Here is a 26,057-nt window from a genome sequence, read left to right as displayed (position 1 = left end):
GATCAGACTGCGGGAAGGAGAACGCCGGCGAGAAGGCCGGCCAGGACGCCACCGATGATGGGGCCGACGATCGGGACCCAGGAGTAGGCCCAGTCGGAGTTGCCCTTGCCCTTGATGGGGAGGATGGCGTGCACGATGCGGGGACCGAGGTCACGCGTCGGGTTGATGGCGTACCCGGTGGGGCCGCCGAGGCTCGCGCCGATGCCGACGATGAGGATGCCGACGCCGAGTGCGCCGAGCCAGCCCATGTTGACCGGGTCAGCGCCGCCCGCGCCGGTGAACTTGCCTGCGCCGAGGATCACGAACACGAGCACGAAGGTGGCGATGGCCTCAGTGACGACGTTCATCGCGTAGTTGCGGATGCCAGGACCTGTGGAGAACACGGCGAGCTTGAGGGCCGGATCCGGCTCTGCGTCGAAGTGATCCTTGTAGGCCAGCCAGCAGAGGACCGCACCGATCATGGCTCCGACGAGCTCACCGGCGAAGTACACGACGGTGGAAGCGGCGGTGATCGGCACACCCGCGGCGTAGGTCTCCGAACCGGAGGAGAGGACGCCGAGCGTGACGGCGGGGTTGAGGTGGCCGCCTGACTTGTACGAGACGAGGACGCCGGCGAAGACCGCGATACCCCAGCCCCAGTTGATGAATAGGAATCCTTGACCGTTGCCCTTGGTCTTGGTGAGGATCGCGTTAGCGACGACACCACCACCGAGTAGCAGCAGCATTGCTGATCCCACGACTTCCGAGAGGAAGACAACACCCAGAGAGGTTTCCATCCCTCACTCCGTTCCTGACAGCCTTGTCAGATTGGCGTCAACATCGACGCATGCTCATGACGGACCTGGTCGGCCGCCTCTGACAAGCCAACTCTCTGGTGCACGTCGTTGCAACAACCATGCACGTTCGTGCACGGGAGCGCGCTCACAGTGCACTTTGGGGAAGTCGACAGCTCGGTGGCCCCGCAATCCCCCCAGTCAGCGGCTGGTCGGGTATGGAATTGAGCCGGACACGGCTCTCCGTGCCCCCCGTCGAGCCTGAAACTGCTCTCGCGGGCTGAAATTGTGCATTCTAACGTTTCACGGCCCACGAGTGTCGGCTCTGGCTCAAGTTAACTCCGCGAGAGCCGTGTCCGGCTCAAGTTAACTCCGCGAGAGCCGTGTCCGGCTCAAGTGATTCCGCGAGAGCCGTGTCCGGCTCAACCCCCGTCGAGACCACACGCTCAGGGAGACCCCGCTCAGGGAGACCACCCGTTCAGGCGGCGCGACGGAACTGGTCCACCGTGAGCCGACGGCGGCTCGAGATGGCCAGGACGGACAACGCCAGCCCCACGGCCGCCATGAGCACCGCCATCGCCGCCAGGCCGATCTCCCCGCTGCCACCGGCCAGCCACGTCCGCACCAGCAGTAGACCGTTCTGCAACGGAGACACCGCCGCGACCGGCGACAGCCACGACGCCGCCGACGACAGCCCGAGGGCCACCGTCGCCACCAGCAGAAGCAGCGCGACGGCGCGGCCCGCGTTGCCCCACCATGCGGACAGGGCGTGGTTGGCGACCACGAAGGACGCTCCGAGCACCACCAGGAGGGCAGCCAGGGCCACGGTCTTCGCGAACCCGGCCTCCAGTACCACGCCTCCGACGACGCCGAGCACCAGCGCCTGCGCCGCGACCACCGCCAGCGGCAGCCACACCGTCCTGGCCCACAGCGCCAGGCTGGAGGCGCGGGACGTCACCACGTCGCGCGGGACCGGACGCGCCACGACGAAGCTCGCCATCGCCCCCAGCCACAGCGCCGCCACCAACAGCAGCGACACGAGCGGCACGCGCCCGGACTGCATCACGTCGTCGGGCTTGTCCACCGGGGCCGCGACCACCGAGGCCAGCGTCGCACGCTCATCCGCGGAGTAGGTGGGCACCTGGTCCGCGCCCTTGGCGAGCTCTGTCGCGAAGGTGGCCACACCGTCGTCGAGCAGCCCCGCGCCGTCCGAGAGCTGGGCGAGCCCGGTGGCGAGCATGCTCGTCCCGTCCGCGGCCGACGACACCCCCTCGGTGTACTGCGTCACGCCGTCGACGAAGGTGGCCGCGCCCGTCTCGAGCTGCCCGACGCCCCCGTCGAGCTGCGCGGTTCCTGAAGCGAGCTCAGCCGTGCCCGACGCCAGCCGGCGCGCCCCGCTCGAGAGCTGATCCACGCCGGCCGGCAGTGCGCCGAGCTGCTCGTCGAGCTGCTGGATGCCGTCGTTGAGCCGGGTGGCGCCCGACGAGATGGCGGGCGCGTTGTCGACGATGGGCTTGGCCTGCGTGGCCAGCTGGTCGGCGCCGTCGCGGATCTGAGTCAGGCCGCTCTTGAGCTCCGCGAGCTGGGCCTGGGTCTCCGCCGGCAGCTCCGTGACGAGCCGGTCGACGCCGTCGGCCAGTTGGTCCGCGCCGCCCGCGACCCCCTCGGCTCCCGTCAGGAGCGACATCCCGGTCGCGGGGTCGGGGGTGGTCAGCGCCGCGGAGGCCGTGCCCGTGCCGGCCCGGAAGCCCGCGGTCACGCCGGCCGACGCACCCGCCGCGAAGGTGTCGCGGAGCATGTCGCACGTGGTGGAGTCCGCCACCGGGCACTCGAAGGCCGCCGCGACCTGCCCACCGAGCGCCGCCACCTGGTCGGGCGCGGGGATCGCGCCCGTGCTGAAGCCCTGCATCGCCTCGTGGACCTGGCCGAGCCCGCCCGACACCCCGGCCGCGCCGACGGCGGTCTGCCGTGCGCCGCCCGCCAGCAGCTCCAGGTCCGAGAAGTCCTGTGGCTGGTCCAGGCCCACGATCACCTGATCCAGCCCGTCGCGCAGCTGCCCGACTCCACCGACCGCCTGGGCGGCGCCGTCGGCGAACGCGGGCAACCCACCGAGCAGCTGGTCCGCGCCGTCGGCCAGCCGGCCCACACCGTCGACGAGGCCGGGAGTCTGGGCGGCGAACCGGTCCACCCCGTCGGCGTACTGCTCCATGCCGTCCGCCAGCTGACCCGCCCCCTCGGACAGCTGGGAGCTACCCGAGCGCAGTTCGCCGATGCCGATCACGAGCTGGTCCCCGCCGTCGGCCAGCCTGGGGCCGTTCTCCGAGAGCAGGGCCATACCGTCGTCGAGCTGGTTGGCGCCCTGCGAGGACTGCAGTACCCCGTCGGCCAGTTGCGCGGACCCGTCGTTCAGCTGCTCGGCACCCTCGACGATGGTGGTGAACTGCTCGCCGACGGTGTTGAACCCCACGTAGATGCCGTCCAGGTATCCCTCGGTGAGGGTGGAGTTGACGGTGTCGGTGGCCAGGCGGGCGATCTCCTGGGCCACCTGCGCGTCCGTGACCGGTGCGTTGTCGCTGACCTGGACCTGCAGGGTGGCCTGCACCGCGGTCGCGGCCTCGTTCGCGGAGAACGAGGTGGCGGAGGCGGAGAAGCTGGACGGGATGGTCACCACGGCCGAGAACCTCCCCGAGCGCAGCCCCGCGGAGGCGCTGGGCGCGTCCGCCAGAGTCCAGGTGACGTTGTCGCCGTCGCGCTCGATCATGGCGGCCGCAAGCTGGCGTCCCATCGGGACGATCTGGCCGTTGACGGTGACCGCCTCGTCGAGGTTCACGACGGCGGCATCGATCTGCTCGTCGGCGCCGGGCCGGCCCAGTCCGATGAGCGAGGCCACGGCCAGCAGCGGAACCAGCGCCAGCGCGACGACGGCCGGCCAGGTGAGGCGACGTCCGGACAGAGTCTCGGGTGTCATGCCCTGCTCCCTTCGAGAGCGGTTGCCGGGGCGGCGTAGATGCCGTCCAGCATGAAGTGGGTGAGGTGCTCCTCGACGGCGGCGCACAGCACGACGGCGCCGTCGCCGCGGACGCGGTCGATCAGGCCGCCCAGGGCCTCCTCGGCGTCTGGAGAGGTGACGAGGTCCACCGAGTCGATGAACACCAGGCGCCCCGGCCTGACCTGCGCGAGCGCGCGGGCCGGGTGATCCACGTGGGCCAGGTCGAGATAGGTGACGCGACGGCGGGCGTTCCCCGCGGCCTGGGGCAGGAGGGCCCCGGCCACCCTGGCGCGGCCGGCGGTGGTCTCCAGGCGCCCGCTCAGCGCGAGCGCGGCACCCGTGCGCGCGCCGACCGGCCCGACCAGCCCCACCAAGTTTCCGGGGACCAGGCGAAGGTCCATGGGGCCCACCACGCCGTCGACGGCGAGGCCATCGGCGTACAGCAGCGAGCCGTCCCCGGGCCAGCCCTTGAGCGCCATCTCCGTGGACAGGACCTCACCCTCCACGTCGAACGTGGGGAGGATCCGGTCCATCCAGGCGGGCAGCCACCAGGCGCGCTCACCGAGCAGCGCCAGCACGGCCGGCACCAGGGTCATCCGGACCAGGAACGCGTCCACCGCGACACCGACGGCCAGCGCGAAGGCGATGGGCTTGATGGCGCTCATGCCCTGCGGCACGAAGAACGCGAACACGGCGATCATGATGACCGCGGCCGCCATGACGACGGGGCCCGAGGCGACGAAGCCGCCGCGGATGGCCTCCAGCGGGGTCTTGCCGTGCACGTACTCCTCGCGCATGCGGCTGACGAGGAACACCTCGTAGTCCATGGCGAGGCCGAACAGGATGCCCATGAGGAGGATCGGAAGGAAGGAGATGATCGGCATGCCGCGCTCGAGGTTGACCACCTCCTTGAGGAAGCCGTGATTGAACACCAGGGTCGTGGCGCCGAACGCGGCCGCGACGCTGAGCAGGTAGCCCACCGTCGCCTTGACGGGCACCCACACGGACCGGAAGACGGCGGCCAGCAGGATGAGGGACAGCCCCACCACGAGGATCCCGAACGGCAGCAGGGCGGCGGTGAGCTTCTCGCTGATGTCGATCTGGACGGCGGTGATGCCCGTCACGTTGGTGGTGACGCCGTACTCGGCCTCCCAGTCGTCCTGGCGGTCCTGGAGAGCGCGCACCAGGTCGGCGGTGGCCGGGTCGTCGGGGCCGGTGGTGGGGACGATCTGGATGAGGCCGGTGTCGGCGTTGGGGTTGGGCGTGGCGAGCGGGACGTCGGCCACGCCGTCGATGGTCTCGATGTCCGCCTTGAGGCTTGCCATGAGGCCCAACGGGTCCGTCGAGCCGATGATGTCCGCCGTGACGATGAGCGGGCCGTTGACGCCGGGACCGAAGTGCTGGCTGAGGAGGTCGTAGGCGATCCGCGCGGGCTGCTCCTGACGCTGCTGGCCGGCGTTGGGCAGCGACACCTGCAGCCCCAACGCGGGCAGCGCCAGCGCCATCAGGCTGCTCACCACGAGCACGATGGTGACCACCGGGTGCGAGGTGGTGAGGGTCACCCACCACGCGAACGCCCCGCCGCCCCTCTTCGGGGCTGCCGCCGTCCTGCTCGGCCTGGGGCGCATCCGCTCACCCATGAGGCCCATCAGGGCAGGCAGGAACGTCAGCGCGATGGCCACCGAGAACGCGACGGTGACCGCCGCGAAGATGCCCATGACGGTGAGGAAGGGGATGTTCGCCACACCGAGGCCCAGCAGCGCGATGAACACCGTGAGTCCGGCGAACACCACTGCCGACCCGGAGGTGCCGACGGCGCGGCCGGCAGACTCCTCGGGGTCCAGGCCGTCGCGCAACTGGTCACGGTGGCGGGAGAGGATGAACAGGGCGTAGTCGATGCCGACGGCCAGGCCGAGCATCACCGAGAGCAGGGGGGTCGTGGAGTTGATGTCGAAGATGCGGGTGAGCAGGAACATCAGCGCCATCGCGATGCCCACCCCCGTGATGGCGGTGAGCAGGGGGAGGCCTGCGGCGACGATGGAACCGAGGACCACCGTCAGCGCCACGAGCGCCACGGCGAGACCGATGGCCTCGATGACGCTGAGGTGCGGCAGTTCGATGTTGTACGCCTCGCCGCCCATGCTGACCTGCGTGCCCTCCGGCATCGCGGCTTCGAGCGAGTCGGCCACCTCGGTGATCGGTTCCAGCTGTTCCTCGGTCGGGGTCTGGCCGTCGAAGTTCAGGCTGAGCTGGATGATGGCGGCGCGCCCCGAGTCCGAGACCAGTCCGTCGACGAATTCGTTCCACGGCGAGGTGGCCGCCTCCACCATGGACAGCTCCCCGAACTCCGCGACGGCGTCCTCGATCTCCGCCCGCGAGTCGGTCACTTCGTGACCCTCCGGGGCGACGACCACCGCCAGGGCGGACAGCGCCGCACCTTGTGGGAACGTCATCCGCAGCTTGTCCAGGGCCTCCTGGGACTTCGAGGACGGGATCTCGAAGGCGTTGTTGAACGACCCCATGAAAACCCCCGCCGCGCCCCCGAGGATCAGCAGCGCGGCGAGCCACAGTCCTCCGACGGTGAGCCGACGCCGATAACACCAGCGGCCGACGGCGTACAGCACAGCAGACATGCGGGGGGCCCTATCCGTAGAGTGAGCGGAGCGCGTGAGGCTCCGATACAACTATGCATCGGTTCGCCTACATCTCTGAATCCACGCCCGTTGGAGGCACCTGTGACCATGACGACCGATACCACGCCCCGGCGCGAGGACACGCGGCGACGGCTGGTGCAGGCGGCCATCGAGGAGTTCAGCCGGCGCGGGATCGATGCCACCAGCGTCGAGCACCTCTGCCAGGCTGCCGGTTTCAGCCGCGGCGCGTTCTACTCCAACTTCGGCACGAAGGACGACCTCTGCGTCGAGGTGATGCGGCACGTGGCGGAGGACCAGGTCGAGATGTACCGGGGGGCGCTGGCGCGGCTGCCCGAGGAGATGAACACCGAGCAGATCGTCAGCGGCATCCTCGACGTCAACCGCGGCAACCCCGCCGTGCTGCGCACGCTCATGGAGATCGAGTTGCGCGCCTACCGGGATCCGGAGTTCGGCCACCGCGTGGAGGAAGTCCGCAAGGACGTCCTCCCCCTCTACGTGGACCTCGTCACGTCGGCCGCCGCCCGCGCGGGGCTGGAGTTCACCATCCCTGTGGAGGACGTCCTGCTCATCTTCGAGGCCATCTGGCACTACCCGCGCACCGCGGCCAGCGCGGACCCGGAGCTACGCAACCGCCTCGTCGCCACCGTCGCCCACCAGGTCACCCGGGGGACGTCATGACCGCGCGGGTCGAGCACCTGGTCACCGCCGGCAACAGCGACCCCGCCGGCCCGCCGGTGCACGAGAACAACGTGTGGATCGTCGGCGACGCCTCCGAGGTGGTACTGATCGACCCGGCCCACGACGCGGCGGCCGTGGACCGCGCCGTCGCGGGGCGGATCGTCACCGCGATCCTGCTGACCCACGGTCACTGGGACCACATCCGGGCGGCCCTCGACGTCGCCGCCCTGGCCGGCGCGCCCGTGCACCTGCACGACGCGGACCGGTTCCTGTGGGAGGCCGAGCACGGCAGGGCACGGTTCGAGCCGCTGCGTGACGGCGACACCTTCGCGGCCGGCGGCGTGGTCCTGGAGACGAGGCACACACCGGGCCACACTCCGGGATCGACGTCGTTCGTCGCGGCTGCGCTCGGTTGCGTGTTCTCCGGCGACACCCTCTTCGAGGGCGGCCCCGGCGCGACGAGGTGGCACTACTCGAGCTTCGAGCGGATCATCGGGTCCATCGAGACCCGGCTGTTCACCCTCCCCGTCGAGACGGTGGTGCACACCGGCCACGGCCCGTCGACGACGATCGGCGCCGAGCGTCCGGCCCTCCCGGAGTGGATCCGCCGGGGCTGGTGATCCCCGCCCCCGGGAACTTGAGCCGGACACGGCTCTGGCGGCGAGGGCTTGAGCCGGACACGGCTCTCGCGATGAGGGCTTGAGCCGGATCTGGATCTCAACTCCCAAATCCCTCCTTTTGAACGATCCAAGCCGATTGACATCCAGATCCGGCTCAAACCCCCCAAGAGCCCAGGGGACGCCCCCCGAGCAGCCGCAGCGCCGCGGCAATAGGATGGGCGCAGGCTCCAGGGAAGGCAACGAATGAAGGTCTTGATCACCGGCGGCGCCGGCTACATCGGCAGCACCGTCGCATCGGCGTGCGAGGACTCCGGACACGAGGTGGTCATCCTCGACGACTTCTCCACCGGCCGCCGCGAGTTCATCGGCGACCGCGTCCTCTACGAGGGCGACATCGCCGACGACACGTTGCTGGACCGGATCTTCACCGAGCACTCCATCGACGCCGTGGTGCACTGCGCCGCGAAGATCGTGGTGCCGGAGTCGGTCGAGCAGCCCCTGGGTTACTACGAGAACAACGTGTCCAAGACCGTGACCCTGCTCGAGGCGCTGCAGCGCAACGGCGTGCACCGGTTCCTGTTCTCGTCGTCGGCCTCCATCTACGCCCCCGACGAGAACTTCGTCGTCACCGAGGACTCGCCGCTGTCCCCCGGCTCGCCGTATGCGCGGACCAAGTACATCGTCGAGATGATCCTGGAGGACTTCACGAAGGCCTCCGACGTCAAGGTGCTCTCGCTGCGGTACTTCAACCCCATCGGCACGGACCCGAAGCTGCGCTCCGGCCAGCAGCTGGAGAAGCCCAGCCACGTGCTCGCCAAGCTGCTCGAGGCCTGGTCCAAGGGCGAGACCTTCACGGTCACCGGGGTCGAGTGGCCCACCCGCGACGGGTCCGGCATCCGCGACTTCATCCACGTCTGGGACCTGGCTCAGGCACACGTCGCCGCGCTGGAAGGCTTTGACAAGGCCACGGCCAGTTCGTCGTACGAGGTGTTCAACATCGGCACCGGCAGCGGCGTCACGGTCAAGGAGCTGGCGGCCTCCTTCGAGGCCATCTCCGGTGACCCGCTCAAGGTCGCCTACGGCCCCTCGCGCCCCGGTGACGTCGCCGGTGTCTACACCGTCTCGTCGAAGGCCAAGGACATCCTCGGCTGGGAGGCCAAGCTCACGGAACAGGAGGCGGTGCGCGACGCCATCGCCTGGCTGCCCGTGCGCAAGGAGATGCTGGGCTACTGACCCCGCGACGCACTGCGCAGAGCGCGGCGTGCGTGCATGCGCACGCCACGTTCTGCGGGAGGCCTGCGGGTCAGGCCGGGTCGGTCGCCTCCGCCCAGAGTTCACGACGGCGGGCCGCCTCCCGGCGGTCCACGACGGTTGACACTGCCGAGACGACGACCAGGATGGCCATCATCCACAAGAGCTTGCGCATCATGAGCCCCACTGTAAGCCGAGCCAGGGCCGCGACGCGACGCAAGCTCGTGGCCCTCCGCTTCACCGCTGGATGTGGCCGCGTAGTCGCGGCCAGAACCGCCACCAGACTCGTCCCCGCACGGATGCGATCGTCGGCCTGACCCCTCAGGCCAGCAGGTCCTCGGTGCCGCGCTCAAGCACTCCGCGGCCCAGCCGCGCACTCACCGCCAGCAGGACGACCGCGCACGCGGCGTAGGCCAGAGCGATGCCCAGGAGGGCCGCCGTCGACAGCCCCGTCGGCGGCAGCACCACGATGGCGGCCCCGCCCGCGAGGACGAAGGCGGCGTTGAAGCCCACGTCGTAGAACGTGAACGCGCGACCCTTGTACTCCTCGTCGACGTGGGCCTGCACCACGGTGTCCGCGCAGATCTTGTACGACTGCACCATCAGCCCGATGAGGAAGCCAGCCGCGATGAGGAGCGGCTTATCGGTGGTGAACGCCATGGCCAGCGATACTACGGCGGCCCCCGCCAGCTGCAGCGCCGCGCTCCGGCGCAGTCCGAAGTGCCGCACCATGGCCGGCACCAGCGGGGCGGCCAGCACGAAACCCGCGCCCGTGAAGAGCCCCCAGACAGTGAGATCAGCCAGAGCGTCTCCCGGCCGGTCGACGGGGTGCCACAGGCGCCGCGACGCCAGGATCACCGCGACACTCCACACCCCGAACAGCAGCCGGGTCGCGGCCATGAGACCCAGCGCGAGCAGCGACGCGGGCCGTGTGCGCAGGTGCCGCGCCGCCTCCGCCAACCCCCCGAGGACCGCGCCGACGCCGACCCGATCAGCCGCGACATCCGGGCCCAGCGCCCCGCGTCCGAACCCCCGGCACACCAGCACCGAGCCGACGAACATCATGGCGGCCAGCGCGAACACGACGGCGTCCGCCTGGTGCGCCGGCAACACGTCGCCGAGCAGTGCGCGCGCCAGGAAGCCCAGGATGCCGCCGATCACCAGGCCCAGCGGCCCCACCGTCGGCAGGATCGACGACGCAGTCAGGTACTCGTCCTGATCGACGGTGTGCTGCAGCCCGGCGGACAGGCCGGCCAGCATGAACCGGTTGATGCTCATCGCCGCAAGCAGGGCCGCGTAGAGAACCACCGCCCAGGCGCCCGTCGTCGCGCCCGAGGCGATCACCAGGCCGATGACGGCGGCGAGACCGGCCCGCGCGATGTCCGAATACAAGGCCACATTCCGGCGCGGCCAGCGGTCCAGCAGCGGGGACACGAACGGTCCGATCACGGTGAACGGCAGCAGCGTGAGGGCCAGCACCCCCGCGATCGCGGCCGCGTCCGGCTGGGACTGGGGGGAAAAGAGGATGTAGGAGGCCATCCCCACCTGCAGGGTGCCGTCGGCCGCCTGGCTCAGCGTGCGCATGGCCATGAGCCTGCGGAACGACGCGTGGCGCCAGAGCCGCCGGAGGGCGGCGATCACCTGCATGGGGCGACGAGGTCAGCGGCGCGTCATGTCGGCGTGGAGGCGGTGCGCCTTGTCCACGGCCCAGGCCGCGCCGGAATCATCCATGAGCTCGATGACCTTCTCCTGGTCGAAGCGGGTGAGCAGGGCCTCAGCCTCCAGCATGCGCTGGTAGTCGGCCTCGCGGTCCGCCTCGTTGCCGTGGTATTCGGTGTGCAGGTAGCCGTGGGCCAGGCGGTGGATGGTGCCCACCGTCGTCTTCAGCTTGCCGGTGGGGCTGAGCAGCGACGCGAGCACGGTGACCACGAGGATGCCGAGGATCACCGACAGCGACAGCCCGATCTCGATCTCGTAGACGTTGACGTTCTCACCGTCGTTGATGAACGGGAGGTTGTTCTCGTGGAGCGCGTGCAGGATCAGCTTGACGCCGATGAAGCCGAGGATGAGCGACAGGCCGTACTTGAGGTACACGAGCCGGTCCAGGAGGCCGTCGATGAGGAAGTACAGCTGACGCAGGCCCATCAGCGAGAAGGCGGTGGCCGTGAACACGATGAACACGTTGGTGGTGAGGCCGTAGATAGCCGGGATCGAATCCAGCGCGAACAGGATGTCCGTGCCGCCGATGGCCACCATCACCAGCAGCATCGGCGTGAGGACGCGGCGCCCGTTCTCGACGGTGAAGAGCTTGTCGCCGTCGTAGTGGTCCGTGGTGCGCAGGTACTTCTTGGCCAGCCTGATGACGAAGTTGTCCGCACCCTCCTCCTCACCCTCCTTCTCCGGAGCGAGCAGTTTGCCGGCCGTGACGATGAGGATGAGCCCGAACAGGTAGAACGTCCAGGAGAACGTCTCGATCATGGCCTTGCCGGCGAAGATGAACGCCGTGCGGGCGATCAGAGCGAAGACGATGCCGAACAGCAACACCTTCTGCTGGTCCTCGCGCGGCACGGCGAAGCTGGACATGATGATGAGGAACACGAACAGGTTGTCGACGCTGAGGGCCTTCTCGGTGATGTAGCCGCCGAAGTACTCGGCGCCCATCGTCGACCCACCGAACACCCACACCATGATCCCGAAGAGCACGGCCAGCCCCACGTAGATGGCCGACCAGACGGCGGCCTCCCTCAGGGTGGGGGTGTGCGCCTTGCGGACGTGGAAGAAGAAGTCGAAGGCCAGGAGGCCGAGGATGACCACGATGGTGAGGGCCCACACCCAGAGGGGTACGTTCAACTGAGATCTGCTCCTGAATAGAGGTCATGGCGCGCCGAGACCGGGTCCGCGGAGCACTGTTCCAGGGTACCGGCGCCACGCTCGGCGACAAACACCGTGGTGGGGGCGTGGTTTCCGGGTTCTGTCAGGGGTTCGCGGGTACCCTGGTGCGCGAACAGGAGGTCCGATGCGACGACCACTTCTGGCCCTGGCCATGGCGCTGAGTGTGCTCCTGGGGGCGTGTGCCCCGGGGCCGGACACCCCGTCGCCCAGCCCCAGTGGGTCGTCACAGGTCCGCGACGACCTGCCGCCCGCGGACGACGCGGTCGCGGCGGTGGTCGCCGCCCTCAACGCCCGGGACGTCTCGGCGTTGCCCATGGTGGAGCCCGCGGCCGAGGCTCAGGCGGATTTCGAGACCATCTTCGCCGGCATGGATGAGATCTACCCTGAGGTGACCGCCGGACCCGTCACCTACGAGGCCACCGAGGACGTGGCTGTCGCCACGCTCACCATGAGCTACCCCCTCGGCAACGAGGGGTGGACCTACCCCACCAAGGCCAGGCTCCGGTACGCCGGCGGGCAGTGGCGGCTGGACTGGGCGCCGTCGATCATCCACCCCGAGCTCACCGGGGCAACCCGGCTCCGGCACACGAAGCGCGAGGGCCGCCGGTCCCCCATCAACGACAGCGACGGCGTGGCCATCGTCGAAGAGGGCGCCATGTACGAGGTGGGCCTGGACAAGGCCTCCGTCACGCCGGCGGAGTGGGGCACCGCCGCGGCGGACCTGGCTGCCATCCTGGAGGTGGACCCGGCCGCGTTCACCAGGAAGGTTCTCGCCAACGGTCCCAAGGCGTTCGTGGTCGCGGCCACGATGGTGCAGGCGGAGATCCCGCCCACGATCACGCAGGTGCCCGGCTCCCACGTGCGGGAGATCTCGGCCATCGTCGGGCCCGGCGGCTCGTTCGCCGCCCCGCTGCTGGGCACCGTCGGCGCCCCCACCAAGGAGATGATCGACGAGTCGGGCGGCACGCTGACCGTCACGGACCGGGTGGGCCTGAGCGGGCTGCAGGCGCGCTACGACGATCAGCTGAGCGGGGTGCCGCTGGTGCGGGTGGACCTGGTGCCGCGCGCGAACGCCTCGTCGGAAGGACCGTCGCCGGCGCCGGAGAAGGCGTTGTTCCAGCAGGATGAGAGTGTGGGCTCGGGGATCGACCTCAGCCTCGACCGGGACCTGCAGTCCAAGGCCGAGGAGGTGCTGAGCGCCCAGACCGGCATGGCGGCCCTGGTGGTCCTGGACATCAAGACCGGCGGCGTACTCGCCGCGGCGCAGTCACCTGCCGGGGGCACGTACCCGCATGTCACGTTCGGGAAGTACGCCCCGGGCTCCACCTTCAAGGTCGTCTCGGCGCTCGCCATGCTGCGCGCGGGGCTGACGCCGTCGTCGACGGTGGAGTGCCCCACCTCGCTAAAGGTGGGCACCTACACATTCGGCAACTACTCGGGTTACCCGTCCGGCGCCACCGGTCGGATCCCGCTCACCACGGCGTTCGCGCAGTCGTGCAACACGGCATTCGCCGGCGCGGCTGAGTCCATCACGACAGAGCAGCTCAACGCGGCCGCGGGCTCGCTGGGCGTGGGAACGGACTACGACGTGGGCTTCCCGGCCAACTTCGGCACCGTCGCGCCGAGCAACTCCATCGACCGCGCGGCCTCGATGATCGGACAGGGGCAGGTCACCATGTCGCCGTTGGGGATGGCCACGGTCGCGGCGTCGGTCGCGGCCGGCCGCACCGTCGTTCCGTGGCTGGTCAAGGGCGAGGAGACCTCCCCCACCGCCACCCCGCTCTCCGCCGCCGAGGCGCAGCAGTTGCAGGGCCTGATGAAGGCGACGGTGGATTCGGGCACGGGCCGCTCGCTCCAGGGGCTGATGACGGGCGCGAAGACGGGCACCGCGCAATGGGGGCAGGCCGGCGCCCTGCAGACGAGCGCGTGGATGATCGCCTACAACTCCACCCATGCCGTGGCGTCGTTCGTGGAGGTGGGAGATTCGGGCGGCACCACTGCGGCGCCGTTGATCGTCTCGCTGTTCCGCTGACGGTCACGCGCCGTTCACCTGGCGTTCTCGCTGGGCGCTTAGCGTCGCCGGCATGACTGCATCTTCATCCCGCCCTGCGCTGCGCGGCTCGCTCGCCGCCCTCGCCGCCGGCGCCTTTTTCCTGGTTCCCGCAACCGCCCCCGCAGCCCCGCCATCCGGCATCACCCTCGACGTGCTCGGCACCTACGTCGGGGGTGGGTGGGACGAATCGGCGGCGGAGATCGTGGCGTTCGACAAGACGACCACCCGCCTGTTCGTCGTCAATGCGGAGGCAGGCACCGTCGACGTGCTGGACGCGTCGGATCCGTCGAATCCGGTGAAGGTCGGGGAACTGGCCACACCGGGGGCGAACAGTGTCGCGGTGAGCCACGGGTTGGTCGCGGTGGCCGAGGCCGCCGGAAACAAGCAGCTGCCGGGCGCGGTGGTCTTCTTCGACGCCCGCACGCTGTCGCAGACCGGCACGGTTCCTGCGGGCGCGCTGCCCGACATGGTGACGTTCACGCCCAACGGCAAGACCGTGCTGGTGGCCAACGAGGGCGAGCCTGAGGGCTACCTGGACGGACAGGTGGACCCGGAGGGGTCGGTGTCGGTGATCGACGTGACGCGCGGCGCCGCCCGCGCGACCGTCCGTACCGCGGACTTCTCGTCGTTCACGGCTGAGGCGCTGCGCGCCGAGGGGGTTCGGGTCAGCGGGCCGGGCGCCACCGCCGCTCAGGACCTGGAGCCGGAGTACATCGCCGTCGACAAGTCGGGGCGGACCGCCTTCGTCACGCTGCAGGAGAACAACGCCGTGGCGATCGTGGACATCCGGACCGCCACCGTGACCGACATCGTCGCGCTGGGGCTCAAGGACCACTCGCTTCCCGGCTTCGGGCTGGACGCGTCGGACAAGGACGGCGAAATCAACATCGCGGAGTGGCCGGTCAAGGGCCTCTACATGCCCGACGCGATCGCCACGTTCGACGCCCTGGGCAAGACCTTCACCGTCACCGCCAACGAGGGCGACGCCCGCGAGTATGACGGGTGGGTGGACGAGTCCCGCGTCAAGGACCTGACGCTCGACACCGGGGCCTTCACCAACGCCGACGACCTGCAGGAGAACTCGGCGATCGGTCGGCTCAACGTCGTCATCGACTCGCCGCAGGGCGAGGACGGCTACACCGAACTGTGGAGCTACGGCGCACGCTCTATCACCATCCGTGACGCTTCCGGTGTGCTCGTGTGGGACTCGGGCGACCAGTTGGAGCAGATGATGGCCGAGGACTACCCGGCGATCTTCAACGGCGAGGCGGATGCGGCCGACGACTTCACGTTCGACACCCGCTCCGACAACAAGGGCCCCGAGCCGGAGGGCGTGACCACCGGAAAGATCGGCGGGCGCACGTACGTGTTCGCAGGCCTGGAGCGGGCGAGCGCGATCGCGGTGTTCGACGTCACCGACCCCGCCGCCCCCGTCGCGCAGGGCATCTTCCGCAACGAGGGTGACTTCGGCCCCGAGGGCCTGTTGTTCATCCCCGCCTCGGACAGCCCGAACCGCACCCCGCTGCTCGTCGTCGGCAACGAGGTGAGCGGCACGACCACCGTGTGGCAGGTCTCCTGACCCGGCGATGGAGGGCGGGGAGGGGGCGGCGCAACCCGTCGGAGCGGCCGATCGCTGTTACCCAGACCGCCTCGAGGACGCCGTAGGCCAGCAGAATGGCCCAATCGTTGGACGAAATCCTTTCAAGAGTGGACCAGTCTTGTCGTCACCAGGTACTGATCCGTCGTCCGGGGCGGGTCACCGCAGCCCATGCGGGCACCCGGCGCGGAGACGGTCCCCCCGTGCGGCTCCCCACGCTCAGACACCCGGGGGGTGACCGCCGCTACGGGTACGTTTCCGCGTTGTCCACAGGGCAACCCCGAGGGGGAAACCGGGCCGTCCGCTTCCGAACAAGGGAGGCATGCATAGCGACATCACAACCATCCTCACCGACGACGGGATCATCTGCCCTAGGCAGCATCCCCATCTGGCGGACCGGATCGATCGCGCCGTGAAGTCGGGCCACTTGGCGCCGGTCCTGCGTGGCGCCTACGCACTGCCGGACTGGGCGCCCACCGTGAAGGCGCGCGTGGCGGCAATCAGCGCGCTCCACCCCAACGCCACCTTCGTCCGGGAGACCGCCGCCCACCTCACCTGGTGGCCCGAATTGCAGCTCGAAGCCGTGCAGGTCGCGGGGCCGCGGGTGCGCCGTGCTGCCGGGTTCAGCTTCGAACGACGCACGGTCGGGACCGATCTCCGGGATTGGGACGGGGACAAGTTCGTCACCACTCCCGCCCAGACCGTCCTCGACCTGACCGATTCGATGGGCGGGGCGGCCATCGACGAGGCGTTGCGGCGCAGGGCGACCACGCTGGAAGACCTCTGGACCGCGCTTCGTCTCGGCAAGGACCGCGCGGGCAACGGCGATCGGGCGCGTCTGCTCCGCGAATCCCGCGACCTTCCCTGGTCCGAACTGGAGCGCGCAGCCCACATTGCGCTGCGTAAGGCGCACATCACGGGGTGGGTGACCAATCATCGGGTGACAGTGAAGGACAGGGACTATCTTCTCGACGTCGCCTTTCCACTGTTGAGGCTGGCGCTCGAGTTCGACGGATGGGAGTTCCACCGATCGCTGGAGTCCTTCATCGCCGACCGCGCCCGTGACGTGCAGCTCACGCTCGCCGGTTGGACCGTCCTTCGCTTCACCCACTCCGCCCTGACGACCATGCCGTCATCCGTGTCGGCCATGGTCAAGCAGCTCGAGGCGCGGTAGCGAGTCGGCAGTGGCGGTCACCCTGCACCACCTTGAGCGCAGGGACCGCCACTGGGGTCCCGCCCCCGCGGTTGACCTGTGGGCTAGGCTGAGGGTAGTTGACTTCTCAATCTTTGCGAGGACCCATGGACATCGACCGGCTCGAATTCGGCATCGACACCTTCGGCGACGTCACCGCCGGAGCCGACGGCGCGCTCCTCCCCCACGACCAGGTGATTCGCAACGTCGTCGCTGAGGCCGTGCTGGCGGACGAGGTGGGCCTCAACGCCATCGGCGTCGGGGAGCACCACCGCGAGGACTTCGCCATCTCCGCGCCCGAGATGGTGCTCGCCGCCATCGCCTCCGTCACCTCGAGCATCAAACTCGCAACCGCGGTCACTGTCCTTTCGTCCGAGGATCCGGTCCGGGTGTTCGAGCGGTTCTCCACTCTCGACGCGCTCAGCAACGGACGCGCCGAGCTCATCGCCGGCCGCGGGTCCTTCACCGAATCCTTCCCCCTGTTCGGCTACGACCTCCACGACTACGAGGCCCTCTTCGAGGAGAAGCTCGCCATGATGGCGCAGCTCATCCACGGCGGCCGCCAGACCTGGGACGGCACCCTGGCGCAGAGCCTCGACGACGTGGAACTCTTCCCGCGCCTCGCCGCGACACCGCTGACCACGTGGGTCGCCGTCGGCGGCAGCCCGCAGTCCGTGCTCCGCGCAGCCAACTACGGGCTTCCGTTGATGCTCGCCATCATCGGGGGACCGGTGGATCGCTTCGCCCCGTTCGCAGACCTCCACCGTCGCGCCCTCGACGAACTCGGCAAGGACCCGCAGCCCGTCGGCTGGCACTCCTACGGACACATCGCGCGCGGCGACGACGAGGCCCGCGACCGCATGTTCCAGCCCTGGCTGAGGCAGATGTCGACGATCGGGCGCGAGCGCGGCTGGGGCCGCATGAACCGCGCGCACTTCGAGGAGGAGGCGGACCACGGCGCGATGGCGGTCGGGTCACCCGAAACCGTGGCGCGCAAGGTCGCCCACGGCTTCCGGACGCTCGGCGCGCAGCGATTCCAGCTCAAGGTGTCCACCGGCCGCCTCTCGCACGAGGCGATCATGGACACCATCGGCCTCTACGGCACCGAGGTGGTTCCGCTGGTCAAGGACATGCTGGCCGACGCCTGACAAGCCCGCTGGTAGCGTCGGGGTCATGACCGAACGCGTGACCAGCCGGCTCGACCAGGTCGCCGACGCCTACGTCGACACCCTCGTCAGACTCAGCCCCATCACCGCCACCGAAATCGGCGCGCCGGGCCACGATCACGAGCTCGACGACTTCTCCCCCGCCGGCCTGGCCGAGCGGGCCGAGACCGCCCGGGAGGCGCTGCGCCTGGTGGAGGCCACGAAGGCCGTCGACGACGTCGACACCGTGACCGCCGCCGCGATGCGCGAACGCCTCGGGCTGGATCTCGAGCTGTTCGAGGCCGGCGAGGACTACGCCCAGCTCAACAACATCGCTTCGCCGCTCCAGTACATCCGCGACGTCTTCGACCTCATGCCCACCGCCACCACCGACGACTGGGAGATCATCGCCGCGCGCATGGGCGCCGTACCCGCAGCCGTCGACGGGTACATCGAGTCGCTGCGCCACGCCGTCGCCCATGGCCCCGCGCCGGCGCTCCGCCAGATGGAGATGGGCATCAGGCAGGCCGACGAGCTCGCTGGGGGTGGCTCCTTCTGGACCTCCCTGGCGGCCTCCCCGGACGTGTCCGGGTCGCTCGCCGACGCGTTGAGCCACAACGCCGACCTGGCTCGCGGCGCCTACGCCCGGCTGGCCGGGAGCCTGCGCGAGCTCGCTCCCCGTGCGCCGCGGGCCGACGCCGTCGGCCGGGAACGCTACGGGCGGCTGTCGCGGCTGTTCCTCGGCGCCACCATCGACCTGGACGAGACCTACGAGTGGGGTCGCGAGGAGCTGTCCCGCATCGCCGCGGAGCAGGACGAGGTGGCGCACCAGCTCTACGGTGACGGCACCACCGCCGACGAGGCCATGCGCCTCCTCGACGAGGACGTCACCCGCCAACTCCACGGCACCGACGCGTTGCAGCAGTGGATGCAGGAGACCTCGGACGCGGCCGTCGAGGCCCTGGCCGGCACGCACTTCGACATCGCGGACCCCATCCGTCGGCTCGAGTGCTGCATCGCGCCCACCCAGAACGGCGGCATCTACTACACCCGCCCCACCGACGACTTCTCGCGGCCGGGGCGCATGTGGTGGTCGGTTCCCCCGGGCGTCGAGAGCTTCGGCACCTGGCGCGAGAAGACGACGGTGTACCACGAGGGCGTCCCGGGGCATCACCTGCAGATCGCGCAGGCCGCCTACCGCGCCGGCGAGCTCAACAGGTGGCGCAGGTTGATCTGCTGGGTGTCCGGGCACGGCGAGGGCTGGGCCCTGTACGCCGAACGCCTCATGGAGCAGCTCGGCTTCCTCGACGATCCAGGCGACCGGATGGGCATGCTCGACGCGCAGCGGATGCGGGCCGCCCGCGTCGTCCTCGACATCGGCGTGCACCTCGGCAAGCCGGCCCCCGAGGAGTGGGGCGGCGGCACGTGGGACGCGGACAAGGCTTGGCCGTTCCTCAAGGCCAACGTCAACATGGCCGAGGAGTTCGTGCGCTTCGAGCTGGAGAGGTACCTGGGCTGGCCCGGCCAGGCGCCCGCCTACAAGGTGGGGCAGCGACTGTGGGAGCGGGCGCGAGATGAGGCGGCGGCCCGCGATGGGGCCGCGTTCGACCTGCGCGAGTTCCACCGGCGCGCCTTGGACCTCGGCTCGGTCGGCCTGGACGTGCTGCGGGAGGCGCTGAAAGCTCAGCGCTGACCCGCGGCACCCGTGAGGAACTCCCGCCAACCGTCGGGATCTGCCAGCGGGACGCCGATTCCCAGCTCCCGCTGCACCGCCCGCACCGCGGACTTCGTCTGCTCGTCGTAGCTTCCCGACGCCTCGACGTTGCGGCCGAACACATGCCGCAGCACCCCCTGCACCAGGTCGACCTGAGCGCCCGACCGCTCCCGGAACGACGCCCGCTCGTAGCCGTTGACGCCGTTGTCGACGTGGATGTGATTGTGGTGCTGCGCGTTATAGCGGTAGGTCAGCGTGTAGGTGAACCGCGCGGCGACGGAGGCCGCGAGCCGCCAGTAGCCGGGAAGCTGGGCCGGGTCCTCGCCCCAGACGTCGTAGCGGCAGGACACGGAGCCGCCCTCGTGCACCAGCTCGGCGAAGTCGAACGCGCGGCCGGCGGCGTGCCAGGAGTCGCACTTGTCGACGAAGGCACCGTAGGTGGACACGCGCGTCAGGGGCCCCAGCCCACTGACCGCGACCCAGTCCGCAACCCACTCCTCGAGGAGGTCGATGAACCGCGGGTCCGCTCTGAAGGACTGCGGCGAGCCGGTGATCTCGTAGCGGAGCGGCGCCCCACCGAGCGTGGAGAACGACGCCAGGGAATCCGGGGTGCGGCAGCCGCCGAGGTCGGCATCGAGGTCCGGCACCGGTAGCGACACCGGGCCGCCGCACGCGGCCGCGGGCAGTGCCGCCGCGCCGAGGAGGAAGACACGACGTCGCATACGTCGATGGTATGCGGGTGCGGAGGTCACGTGGCGGGGGTCGTTCGGCGCCCGCGTCGGATGCTTCGAGACCCGGACGCGCTGACAGCGGACCCGGGCCGCACCCTCAGCGGACCGACAGGGTCGACGCCCAGGCCCGCACCGCGTCGAGGTCGAGGTGGTCCTGCACGGGCTTCTGCATGGTGTGCAGGAACCACCGCCGCCACCAGCTCACATGCTGCGGAACGAATCGGCCGGCGAAGGACTCACTGGCCTCGGCGCCCAACCGCTCCGCCATCGCGGCGTTGTAGGCCAGCGACTCGGCCCGCTTGGCGGGCTCCGCGGCGTTGAGGCAGGCGTTGAACACCGCGACCCTGGTGGCGCGCAGCGCGCCCTGCTCCGCCGTGGCCCACCCCGTCGCCTCGGAATACCAGCTGCCCGCGTTGACGCCGCTGCCGACAACCACCAGATCAGCTCCGTCGACCGGTGGCATCGTCTTCAGATCCGCCACCCTGACCTCCTGCCCGATCCCTCGGAGCTCAGCACCGACTGCCTCGGCGATGTCGCGGGCCGTGCCCCCGCGGGTGGCGTACGCGACCAGAACCTTGCCCATGCCAGACACGGTATCCGGGCGCCTCTGGCGTCCTCACACCGGGGTGTGTCATTTGATCCAATTGTCTGGTGCTAATGAGGTGGAGCGCCCCCGCCTGGCGGGGGCGGCGACATCTCAGTCGAAGATGGGCCCGACGGTGCGGGTGCGCTTGAGTTCGTAGAAGCCGGGGTAGGCCGTCACCTTGACGAACCCGTCGAACAGATCACCGGCCGCCTCCCCCTTCGGAGCAGGTGAGATGACGGGGCCGAACAGGCTCATGCCGTTGACCCGCAGCACCGGCGTGCCCACCTCGTCGCCCACGGGGTCCATGCCCTCATGGTGCGAACGGCGAAGGTCGTCGTCGACGGCGTCGGTCTGGGCGATGTCCACGATGTCGGCATCCGCACCGACGGCCGCGAGGGCGGCCGCGACGGGCTCCGGCCCGATCTCCTCCTCGCCCGGGTGGAAGCGGGTGCCCAGATCCGTGTAGAACTCGAGGAGCTTGTCCGAGCCGTGTCGCTGCTCGACCAACAGCGCGGCGCGGGCCGGCAGCCAGGCGCGGTCCATGAGGTCGCGGTAGCCGTCGGGGAGGTCGCGGCCGTCGTTGAGGACGGACAGGCTCATGACGTGGAAGGTGACCTTCACGTCGCGGACCTTCTCCACCTCGAGCATCCAGCGGGAGGTCATCCAGGCCCAGGGGCAGATCGGGTCGAACCAGAAGTCAACGTCTGTCGTCATGGATCCATCTCACCACACGCGAGGCTGAGGCGCGTTCAGACGAGGGCCCCGATGCCCGGCTCGTCGGCCAGTTCGTCCCGGTGCTTGGACCGCGACACCCACTTGTCGACGATGGCCGCCAGCGCCCCGTCGCCGGTCACGTTGGTGGCGGTACCGAAGGAGTCGATGGCGATGTAGGCCGCGATCATCAGGCCCACCTGCGCCTCGTTGAACCCCAGCATCGTCGACAACAGCCCGGCCGCCGTCATGATGGCGCCGCCGGGAACCCCCGGAGCCGCGACCATCATGACCCCCAGCATCATGACGAAGCCGATCATCACCCCGACGTTGATCTCGATGCCCGCCAGCATCATCACGGCCAGAGAGAAGCAGGTGATCTTGATGGTGGAGCCGGCCAGGTGGATCGTGGCGTTGAGCGGGATGGCGAACGCCGCCACGGGCTGCGACACGCCCATCTTGATCGCCTGGCGCAGCGTCACCGGGATGGTGGCCGCCGACGACGACGTGCCCAGCGCCGTGGCGTAGGCCGGCAGCATGGTGACGAGCATCGTGATGGGGTTGCGGCCGGTGATGGCGCCGGCGACCGTGTACTGCAGCAGCAGCATCAGCCACGTGAGGATGAACACGAACACCACGACGCCGAGGAACGTGGCGATGATGGTGACCACCTGGCCGCCCTGCGTCATGTTGAGGAAGATGCCGAAGATGTAGACGGGCAGGAGCGGGATGAGGATCTTCTGGATGACCATGTTGATCACCTCGCGGAACTCCTCGAACCCGCGCTGCAGCGCCCCGCCCTCGATGACGGTGAGCGCCACGCCGACGATGAACGCAAGCACCAGCGCGGACATGACACCGAACAGCGGCGGGATCTGCAGCGCGAAGTAGGGAGCCAGCAGCGCCTCGTCGGGGTTGGTGAGCGACGGCGCGCCGCCTTCCGGCAGCACCCTCGGCAGCACCAGCAGCGACGCGCCGAGCCCGATGAATCCCGCTGTCAGCGTCGATCCGTAGGCCAGCGCCGCGGTGACGGCGAGCCAGCGGCCGGCCCCCCGGCCCAGCTGGGCGATGGCGGGCGCGATGAGGCCCAGGATGATGAGCGGAATGGCGAAGCCGAGGAACTGCCCGAAGACTCCGTTGAACGTGACGAACACGCGGGTCAGCCAGTCTGGGAAGAAGTTCCCGAACAGCACGCCGAGAGTGATGGCGACGACGATCTGGGGCAGAAGTCCGAACGTGAACTTCTTCTTCTGGAAGGCGGCTGTGCTCATGCGCGCTAACTTAACCCAGCCGTCGGGGATCCTCCCAGTCGCCTCCGGCTAACCCGGCTGGGCTCAGCGTCGGATGCGTTCAGCGGAGGAGCTGGACCCAGCGGGCGAGCACGTCTTCGAGGCGGCCGTGGATGCGCAGTGTGGCGAGGTCGTCGCCGCGCGTGGCGCCGTCGTTGGCGATGATCACGTCCACGCCCGCCTGGGCGGCGCGCCGGACGAAACGCAGGCCGCTCATCACCGACAGACTCGACCCCAGCACCAGTAGGGCCGAGGACTCCTGCAGCATGGCATGGGCCCGATCGACGACGGAGCGGTCCGCGTTCTCCCCGAAGAACACGACGTCCGGCTTGAGCATCCCCCCGCAGCGGAGACAGTCCGGGTAGCGGAAGGACTCGGTGCGGTCCACCTCGGCGTCGCCGTCGGGCGCGGTGCGGCTGTTCTCCGCGAGAGCGTCGAGCCGCTCGGCGAAGCCGGGATTCAGCGCCAGCAACTGCTCCTGCAGGGCTTCGCGGCGCGTCATCGCCCGACACCCCAGGCACACGACGCGGGCCAGGTTGCCGTGCAGGTCCACCACCGGCCGCGACCCCGCCTCCCCGTGCAGCCCGTCCACGTTCTGCGTCACCACGCCCGTCAAGGGCGTGAGCTCGCCCAGCTCCGCGAGCGCGAGGTGCGTGCGATGGGGACGGGCACGGGCGAACCAGCGCCACCCGACGGTGCTTCGCGCCCAATACCGCCGACGGCTGACGTCCGAGCCCACGAACTCCTGGTAGGTCATGGGCGAGCGCGGCACGGCGTCGCGGCCGCGGTAGTCCGGCAGGCCCGCGCCCGTCGACATCCCCGCGCCGGTGAGCACCATGGTGGCGCGGCCGCGGAAGAGATCTGCTGCCGCGGCTAGATCGTCGTCGTGGGACCGCAGGCCGAACTCGCCCGTTCCGGGTCCCCAGGAGGGCGACGACGGCAGCGCGACAGCATCCGTGGCGGTGCGGAACCAGCCGCCCACGTCCGGAACAGGTGCGCTGCCCATGTGCCCTCCTTCGGGGCCAAGCCTAGGTGGATTTACAGTGGTGATTCACGGACGGTCTACCGTCCGTGAATCACCACTGGCGAGGGCCACTCCCGTCTCCTGTCACTGGCGCAACGGCGCGAGCGACCGTGGCCCGTAGAATCGGGCCGACACCTGTGAGAGGGGACCCCATGGCCGGTGGCCTTGCAGCACTACTCGACGACGTGGCGGCCATCGCCCGCGCGGCGGCGGCCTCCGTGGACGACATCGCGGCCGCGGCGGGGAAGGCCTCGACGAAGGCTGTCGGCGTGGTCGTCGACGACACCGCCGTCACCCCGCGCTACGTGCACGGCTTCACCCCGGACCGCGAGTTGCCGGTGATCTGGAAGATCGCCAAGGGCTCCATCCGCAACAAGTTGCTGTTCATCCTCCCGGCCATCCTGCTGCTCAGCCAGTTCCTGCCGTGGGCGCTCACGCCGCTGCTCATGGTGGGCGGCCTCTACCTCTCCTACGAAGGCACGGAGAAGATCTGGGAGGCCGTCAGCGGCCATTCCAAGGCCAAGGAGGCGCCGGCCGTCATCAAGGGGGACAACCAGGAGGACAAGATGGTCAGCGGCGCCATCCGCACGGACTTCATCCTCTCCGCCGAGATCATGGTGATCTCCCTCAACGAGATCGCCGATGTCGGTTTCTGGATGCGCGCCATCACGCTGGTGGTCGTCGCGTTCGGCATCACCGCCCTGGTCTATGGCGCGGTGGCGCTGATCGTGAAGATGGACGACGCCGGCCTGCACATGGCGCAACGGCCGGCCACGAGGGCGCTGGGCGAGGGCTTGGTCAAGGCGATGCCGATCGTGATGGCGGTGCTCTCGACGGTGGGCATCGCCGCCATGTTGTGGGTGGGTGGCCACATCCTGCTGGTCGGAATCAACGATCTCGGCTGGCCCGTCATCTACGACTTCGTGCACCACTGGGAGGTGCTCGCCGCTGAGGCGGCCGGCGGCTTCGCCGGCTGGTTGGTCAACACGTTCGCGTCCGCGGTGCTGGGCATCGTGGCCGGCGCTGTCGTCGTGGTGATCATGCACCTCATCCCGCGGAAGGACAAGCATGCCGACGCCCACTGAGCCGGTCCGGTTCGCCGTCGTCGGCTCAGGCCGGCGCACGGACTTCATGCTGCGGCTCGCCCACGCCGCTCCCGAACGTCTCCAGGTGACGGCGATCCTCGCCCACTCCGACGCCTCCGCGGAGCGCATGTCCCGGGCATGGGACGTGCCGGTGGTGCGGACCTTTGACGACGCCCTCGCCTCGGGGCCGGAGTTCGTGGCCGCGGCGGTGACGTGGGAGGCCATGCCGGGCGTCATCGCGGATCTGGTCGACCGCGGGGCGCGGGTCCTCGCGGAAACGCCACCGGCACCCACTGTCCAGGGCCTGAGGGAACTCTGGTCCGCCGTGGGCCAATCGGGCCTGGTGCAGGTGGCCGAGCAGTACATGCTCATGCCCGGGCACGCGGCCCGCCTGGCGGTGCTGGAGTCGGGGGCCATCGGCACCCCGACGTCGGTGGAGGTCTCGTCCACGCACCTCTACCACGCCACCTCGATGATGCGGTCCTTCCTCGGCGCCGGCATGGCCGCGGCGACGGTGAACGCCCGCTCCTTCGTCGCACCGCTGCTCGATCCGCTGACCCCGAAGGGATGGGTGGAGAATCCGCAGCCGGAGCCTCGGTCCACGGCTATCGCGACGCTCGACTTCGGCGACGGTCGCACCGGGCTGTACAACTTCGTCGACAACCAGTGGTGGAACCCGCTCCGGGCCCGGCGCATCGTAGTCCGGGGTACGCACGGCGAGATCGTCGACAACCAGGTGACCAGGTGGGTCGACGGCGACGTCGTCACCTCGCCGCTGTCCTCCCGACGTACCGGCGTCGACCTGAACCTGGAGGGCAACGACGTGGTGTCGGTGTCGTTCGAGGGACGGATCGTCTACCGCAACGGGTGGGCCGGGACCCGGTTGTCGGAGGACGACATCGCGGTGGCCCAGATGCTGGCAGACACCGGGGCCTGGGCCCGAGGCGAGGGTCCCGCGCCGTATCCGCTGGCGGAGGCGTGTCAGGACCACGCGCTGGGGATGGCCATCGTCGAGTCTGCCGAGACGGGCCGCGACGTCCGGGTTGCCCCGGACGTCTGGGCCTGACCCCCGG

Annotated in this window: 21 protein-coding genes and 1 riboswitch; of the genes, 10 read left to right on the top strand and 11 right to left on the bottom strand. The window is 69.7% G+C overall.

What is annotated here, in order from left to right; translation table 11 throughout:
- Positions 1-2: 2 nt before the first annotated feature.
- The 3 genes from ACX1D0_RS13620 to ACX1D0_RS13610 all read right to left on the bottom strand — a co-directional run bounded on the left by ACX1D0_RS13620 (position 3) and on the right by ACX1D0_RS13610 (position 6,395).
- A complete protein-coding gene (locus tag ACX1D0_RS13620) occupies positions 3-776 on the bottom strand; it encodes an MIP/aquaporin family protein (RefSeq protein WP_459018541.1) in 774 nt (257 codons plus the stop codon).
- A 475-nt stretch (positions 777-1,251) separates the two neighbouring features.
- Positions 1,252-3,741, bottom strand: coding sequence for a YhgE/Pip domain-containing protein (locus ACX1D0_RS13615; protein WP_459018540.1), 2,490 nt, complete (start codon positions 3,739-3,741; stop codon positions 1,252-1,254).
- Positions 3,738-6,395, bottom strand: coding sequence for an MMPL family transporter (locus tag ACX1D0_RS13610; protein WP_459018539.1), 2,658 nt, complete (start codon positions 6,393-6,395; stop codon positions 3,738-3,740). The genes ACX1D0_RS13615 and ACX1D0_RS13610 overlap by 4 nt, the downstream gene beginning before the upstream one ends.
- A gap of 108 nt (positions 6,396-6,503) precedes the next feature.
- On the opposite strand from ACX1D0_RS13610, the gene ACX1D0_RS13605 reads away from it, so the two are divergent.
- The 3 genes from ACX1D0_RS13605 (at position 6,504) to galE (ending at position 8,947) form a co-directional block, all read left to right on the top strand.
- On the top strand, positions 6,504-7,094 hold the full coding sequence (locus ACX1D0_RS13605; RefSeq protein ID WP_459018538.1) for a TetR/AcrR family transcriptional regulator: 591 nt from the start codon (positions 6,504-6,506) through the stop codon (positions 7,092-7,094).
- Positions 7,091-7,714 (top strand): MBL fold metallo-hydrolase, encoded by a 624-nt coding sequence (locus ACX1D0_RS13600; RefSeq protein ID WP_459018537.1) that lies wholly within the window; start codon positions 7,091-7,093, stop codon positions 7,712-7,714. The genes ACX1D0_RS13605 and ACX1D0_RS13600 overlap by 4 nt, the downstream gene beginning before the upstream one ends.
- 243 nt (positions 7,715-7,957) lie before the next feature.
- Positions 7,958-8,947, top strand: coding sequence for a UDP-glucose 4-epimerase GalE (gene galE, locus ACX1D0_RS13595; RefSeq protein WP_459018536.1), 990 nt, complete (start codon positions 7,958-7,960; stop codon positions 8,945-8,947).
- A gap of 70 nt (positions 8,948-9,017) precedes the next feature.
- On the opposite strand, the gene ACX1D0_RS13590 is transcribed toward galE, so the two are convergent.
- The 3 genes from ACX1D0_RS13590 to ACX1D0_RS13580 form a co-directional block, all read right to left on the bottom strand.
- A complete protein-coding gene (locus tag ACX1D0_RS13590) occupies positions 9,018-9,143 on the bottom strand; it encodes a DLW-39 family protein (RefSeq protein ID WP_459018535.1) in 126 nt (41 codons plus the stop codon).
- Between the two features lie 143 nt (positions 9,144-9,286).
- On the bottom strand, positions 9,287-10,612 hold the full coding sequence (locus ACX1D0_RS13585; protein WP_459018534.1) for an MFS transporter: 1,326 nt from the start codon (positions 10,610-10,612) through the stop codon (positions 9,287-9,289).
- A gap of 12 nt (positions 10,613-10,624) precedes the next feature.
- Positions 10,625-11,815: a TerC family protein gene (locus tag ACX1D0_RS13580; protein WP_459018533.1), complete on the bottom strand. Its 1,191-nt coding sequence runs from the start codon at positions 11,813-11,815 to the stop codon at positions 10,625-10,627.
- A 166-nt stretch (positions 11,816-11,981) separates the two neighbouring features.
- Between ACX1D0_RS13580 and ACX1D0_RS13575 the strand changes: the two genes are divergently transcribed.
- The 5 genes from ACX1D0_RS13575 to ACX1D0_RS13555 all read left to right on the top strand — a co-directional run bounded on the left by ACX1D0_RS13575 (position 11,982) and on the right by ACX1D0_RS13555 (position 19,537).
- Positions 11,982-13,889, top strand: coding sequence for a penicillin-binding transpeptidase domain-containing protein (locus ACX1D0_RS13575; RefSeq protein ID WP_459018532.1), 1,908 nt, complete (start codon positions 11,982-11,984; stop codon positions 13,887-13,889).
- Positions 13,890-13,941: 52 nt separating this feature from the next.
- A complete protein-coding gene (locus ACX1D0_RS13570; protein ID WP_459018531.1) occupies positions 13,942-15,489 on the top strand; it encodes a choice-of-anchor I family protein in 1,548 nt (515 codons plus the stop codon).
- Between the two features lie 128 nt (positions 15,490-15,617).
- Positions 15,618-15,678, bottom strand: a riboswitch (guanidine-III (ykkC-III) riboswitch).
- A gap of 151 nt (positions 15,679-15,829) precedes the next feature.
- The gene (locus ACX1D0_RS13565; protein WP_459018530.1) at positions 15,830-16,681 is read left to right on the top strand and encodes a DUF559 domain-containing protein; all 852 of its coding nucleotides are present in this window, start codon (positions 15,830-15,832) and stop codon (positions 16,679-16,681) included.
- 125 nt (positions 16,682-16,806) lie between these two features.
- Positions 16,807-17,847, top strand: a complete 1,041-nt coding sequence (locus ACX1D0_RS13560; RefSeq protein WP_459018529.1) for an LLM class flavin-dependent oxidoreductase — start codon at positions 16,807-16,809, stop codon at positions 17,845-17,847.
- 25 nt (positions 17,848-17,872) lie between these two features.
- Positions 17,873-19,537, top strand: coding sequence for a DUF885 domain-containing protein (locus ACX1D0_RS13555; RefSeq protein ID WP_459018528.1), 1,665 nt, complete (start codon positions 17,873-17,875; stop codon positions 19,535-19,537).
- Here ACX1D0_RS13555 and ACX1D0_RS13550 read toward each other — a convergent pair.
- The 5 genes from ACX1D0_RS13550 to ACX1D0_RS13530 all read right to left on the bottom strand — a co-directional run bounded on the left by ACX1D0_RS13550 (position 19,528) and on the right by ACX1D0_RS13530 (position 23,881).
- Positions 19,528-20,280 (bottom strand): extensin family protein, encoded by a 753-nt coding sequence (locus ACX1D0_RS13550; protein WP_459018527.1) that lies wholly within the window; start codon positions 20,278-20,280, stop codon positions 19,528-19,530. The two genes, ACX1D0_RS13555 and ACX1D0_RS13550, sit on opposite strands and share 10 nt — an antisense overlap.
- Before the next feature lie 106 nt (positions 20,281-20,386).
- Entirely contained in the window at positions 20,387-20,872 is a 486-nt protein-coding gene (locus ACX1D0_RS13545) for a flavodoxin domain-containing protein (protein WP_459018526.1), read from the bottom strand.
- A 114-nt stretch (positions 20,873-20,986) separates the two neighbouring features.
- Positions 20,987-21,589, bottom strand: coding sequence for a DsbA family protein (locus tag ACX1D0_RS13540; protein ID WP_459018525.1), 603 nt, complete (start codon positions 21,587-21,589; stop codon positions 20,987-20,989).
- A gap of 35 nt (positions 21,590-21,624) precedes the next feature.
- Entirely contained in the window at positions 21,625-22,857 is a 1,233-nt protein-coding gene (locus ACX1D0_RS13535) for a dicarboxylate/amino acid:cation symporter (protein ID WP_459018524.1), read from the bottom strand.
- 79 nt (positions 22,858-22,936) lie between these two features.
- On the bottom strand, positions 22,937-23,881 hold the full coding sequence (locus ACX1D0_RS13530; protein ID WP_459018523.1) for a Sir2 family NAD-dependent protein deacetylase: 945 nt from the start codon (positions 23,879-23,881) through the stop codon (positions 22,937-22,939).
- 170 nt (positions 23,882-24,051) lie between these two features.
- Between ACX1D0_RS13530 and ACX1D0_RS13525 the strand changes: the two genes are divergently transcribed.
- Together ACX1D0_RS13525 and ACX1D0_RS13520 are read left to right on the top strand one after the other, a co-directional pair.
- Entirely contained in the window at positions 24,052-24,984 is a 933-nt protein-coding gene (locus ACX1D0_RS13525; RefSeq protein ID WP_459018522.1) for a DUF808 domain-containing protein, read from the top strand.
- Positions 24,968-26,050, top strand: coding sequence for a Gfo/Idh/MocA family protein (locus tag ACX1D0_RS13520; RefSeq protein ID WP_459018521.1), 1,083 nt, complete (start codon positions 24,968-24,970; stop codon positions 26,048-26,050). Before ACX1D0_RS13525 ends, ACX1D0_RS13520 begins: the two co-directional genes overlap by 17 nt.
- Positions 26,051-26,057 lie beyond the last annotated feature (7 nt).

Source organism: Tessaracoccus pujii (assembly GCF_054483895.1).
Note: the sequence above shows the minus strand (reverse complement) of the source record. Positions and strands in the feature narration are given on the sequence as shown.

Excerpts from the sequence above, each read along its gene's own strand:
- ACX1D0_RS13620 (WP_459018541.1), bottom strand. The coding sequence starts at position 776 with ATGGAAACCTCTCTGGGTGTTGTCTTCCTCTCGGAAGTCGTGGGATCA.
- ACX1D0_RS13615 (WP_459018540.1), bottom strand. The coding sequence starts at position 3,741 with ATGACACCCGAGACTCTGTCCGGACGTCGCCTCACCTGGCCGGCCGTC.
- ACX1D0_RS13610 (WP_459018539.1), bottom strand. The coding sequence starts at position 6,395 with ATGTCTGCTGTGCTGTACGCCGTCGGCCGCTGGTGTTATCGGCGTCGG.
- ACX1D0_RS13605 (WP_459018538.1), top strand. The coding sequence starts at position 6,504 with ATGACGACCGATACCACGCCCCGGCGCGAGGACACGCGGCGACGGCTG.
- ACX1D0_RS13600 (WP_459018537.1), top strand. The coding sequence starts at position 7,091 with ATGACCGCGCGGGTCGAGCACCTGGTCACCGCCGGCAACAGCGACCCC.
- galE (WP_459018536.1), top strand. The coding sequence starts at position 7,958 with ATGAAGGTCTTGATCACCGGCGGCGCCGGCTACATCGGCAGCACCGTC.
- ACX1D0_RS13590 (WP_459018535.1), bottom strand. The coding sequence starts at position 9,143 with ATGATGCGCAAGCTCTTGTGGATGATGGCCATCCTGGTCGTCGTCTCG.
- ACX1D0_RS13585 (WP_459018534.1), bottom strand. The coding sequence starts at position 10,612 with ATGCAGGTGATCGCCGCCCTCCGGCGGCTCTGGCGCCACGCGTCGTTC.
- ACX1D0_RS13575 (WP_459018532.1), top strand. The coding sequence starts at position 11,982 with ATGCGACGACCACTTCTGGCCCTGGCCATGGCGCTGAGTGTGCTCCTG.
- ACX1D0_RS13570 (WP_459018531.1), top strand. The coding sequence starts at position 13,942 with ATGACTGCATCTTCATCCCGCCCTGCGCTGCGCGGCTCGCTCGCCGCC.
- ACX1D0_RS13565 (WP_459018530.1), top strand. The coding sequence starts at position 15,830 with ATGCATAGCGACATCACAACCATCCTCACCGACGACGGGATCATCTGC.
- ACX1D0_RS13560 (WP_459018529.1), top strand. The coding sequence starts at position 16,807 with ATGGACATCGACCGGCTCGAATTCGGCATCGACACCTTCGGCGACGTC.
- ACX1D0_RS13555 (WP_459018528.1), top strand. The coding sequence starts at position 17,873 with ATGACCGAACGCGTGACCAGCCGGCTCGACCAGGTCGCCGACGCCTAC.
- ACX1D0_RS13550 (WP_459018527.1), bottom strand. The coding sequence starts at position 20,280 with ATGCGACGTCGTGTCTTCCTCCTCGGCGCGGCGGCACTGCCCGCGGCC.
- ACX1D0_RS13545 (WP_459018526.1), bottom strand. The coding sequence starts at position 20,872 with ATGGGCAAGGTTCTGGTCGCGTACGCCACCCGCGGGGGCACGGCCCGC.
- ACX1D0_RS13540 (WP_459018525.1), bottom strand. The coding sequence starts at position 21,589 with ATGACGACAGACGTTGACTTCTGGTTCGACCCGATCTGCCCCTGGGCC.
- ACX1D0_RS13535 (WP_459018524.1), bottom strand. The coding sequence starts at position 22,857 with ATGAGCACAGCCGCCTTCCAGAAGAAGAAGTTCACGTTCGGACTTCTG.
- ACX1D0_RS13530 (WP_459018523.1), bottom strand. The coding sequence starts at position 23,881 with ATGGGCAGCGCACCTGTTCCGGACGTGGGCGGCTGGTTCCGCACCGCC.
- ACX1D0_RS13525 (WP_459018522.1), top strand. The coding sequence starts at position 24,052 with ATGGCCGGTGGCCTTGCAGCACTACTCGACGACGTGGCGGCCATCGCC.
- ACX1D0_RS13520 (WP_459018521.1), top strand. The coding sequence starts at position 24,968 with ATGCCGACGCCCACTGAGCCGGTCCGGTTCGCCGTCGTCGGCTCAGGC.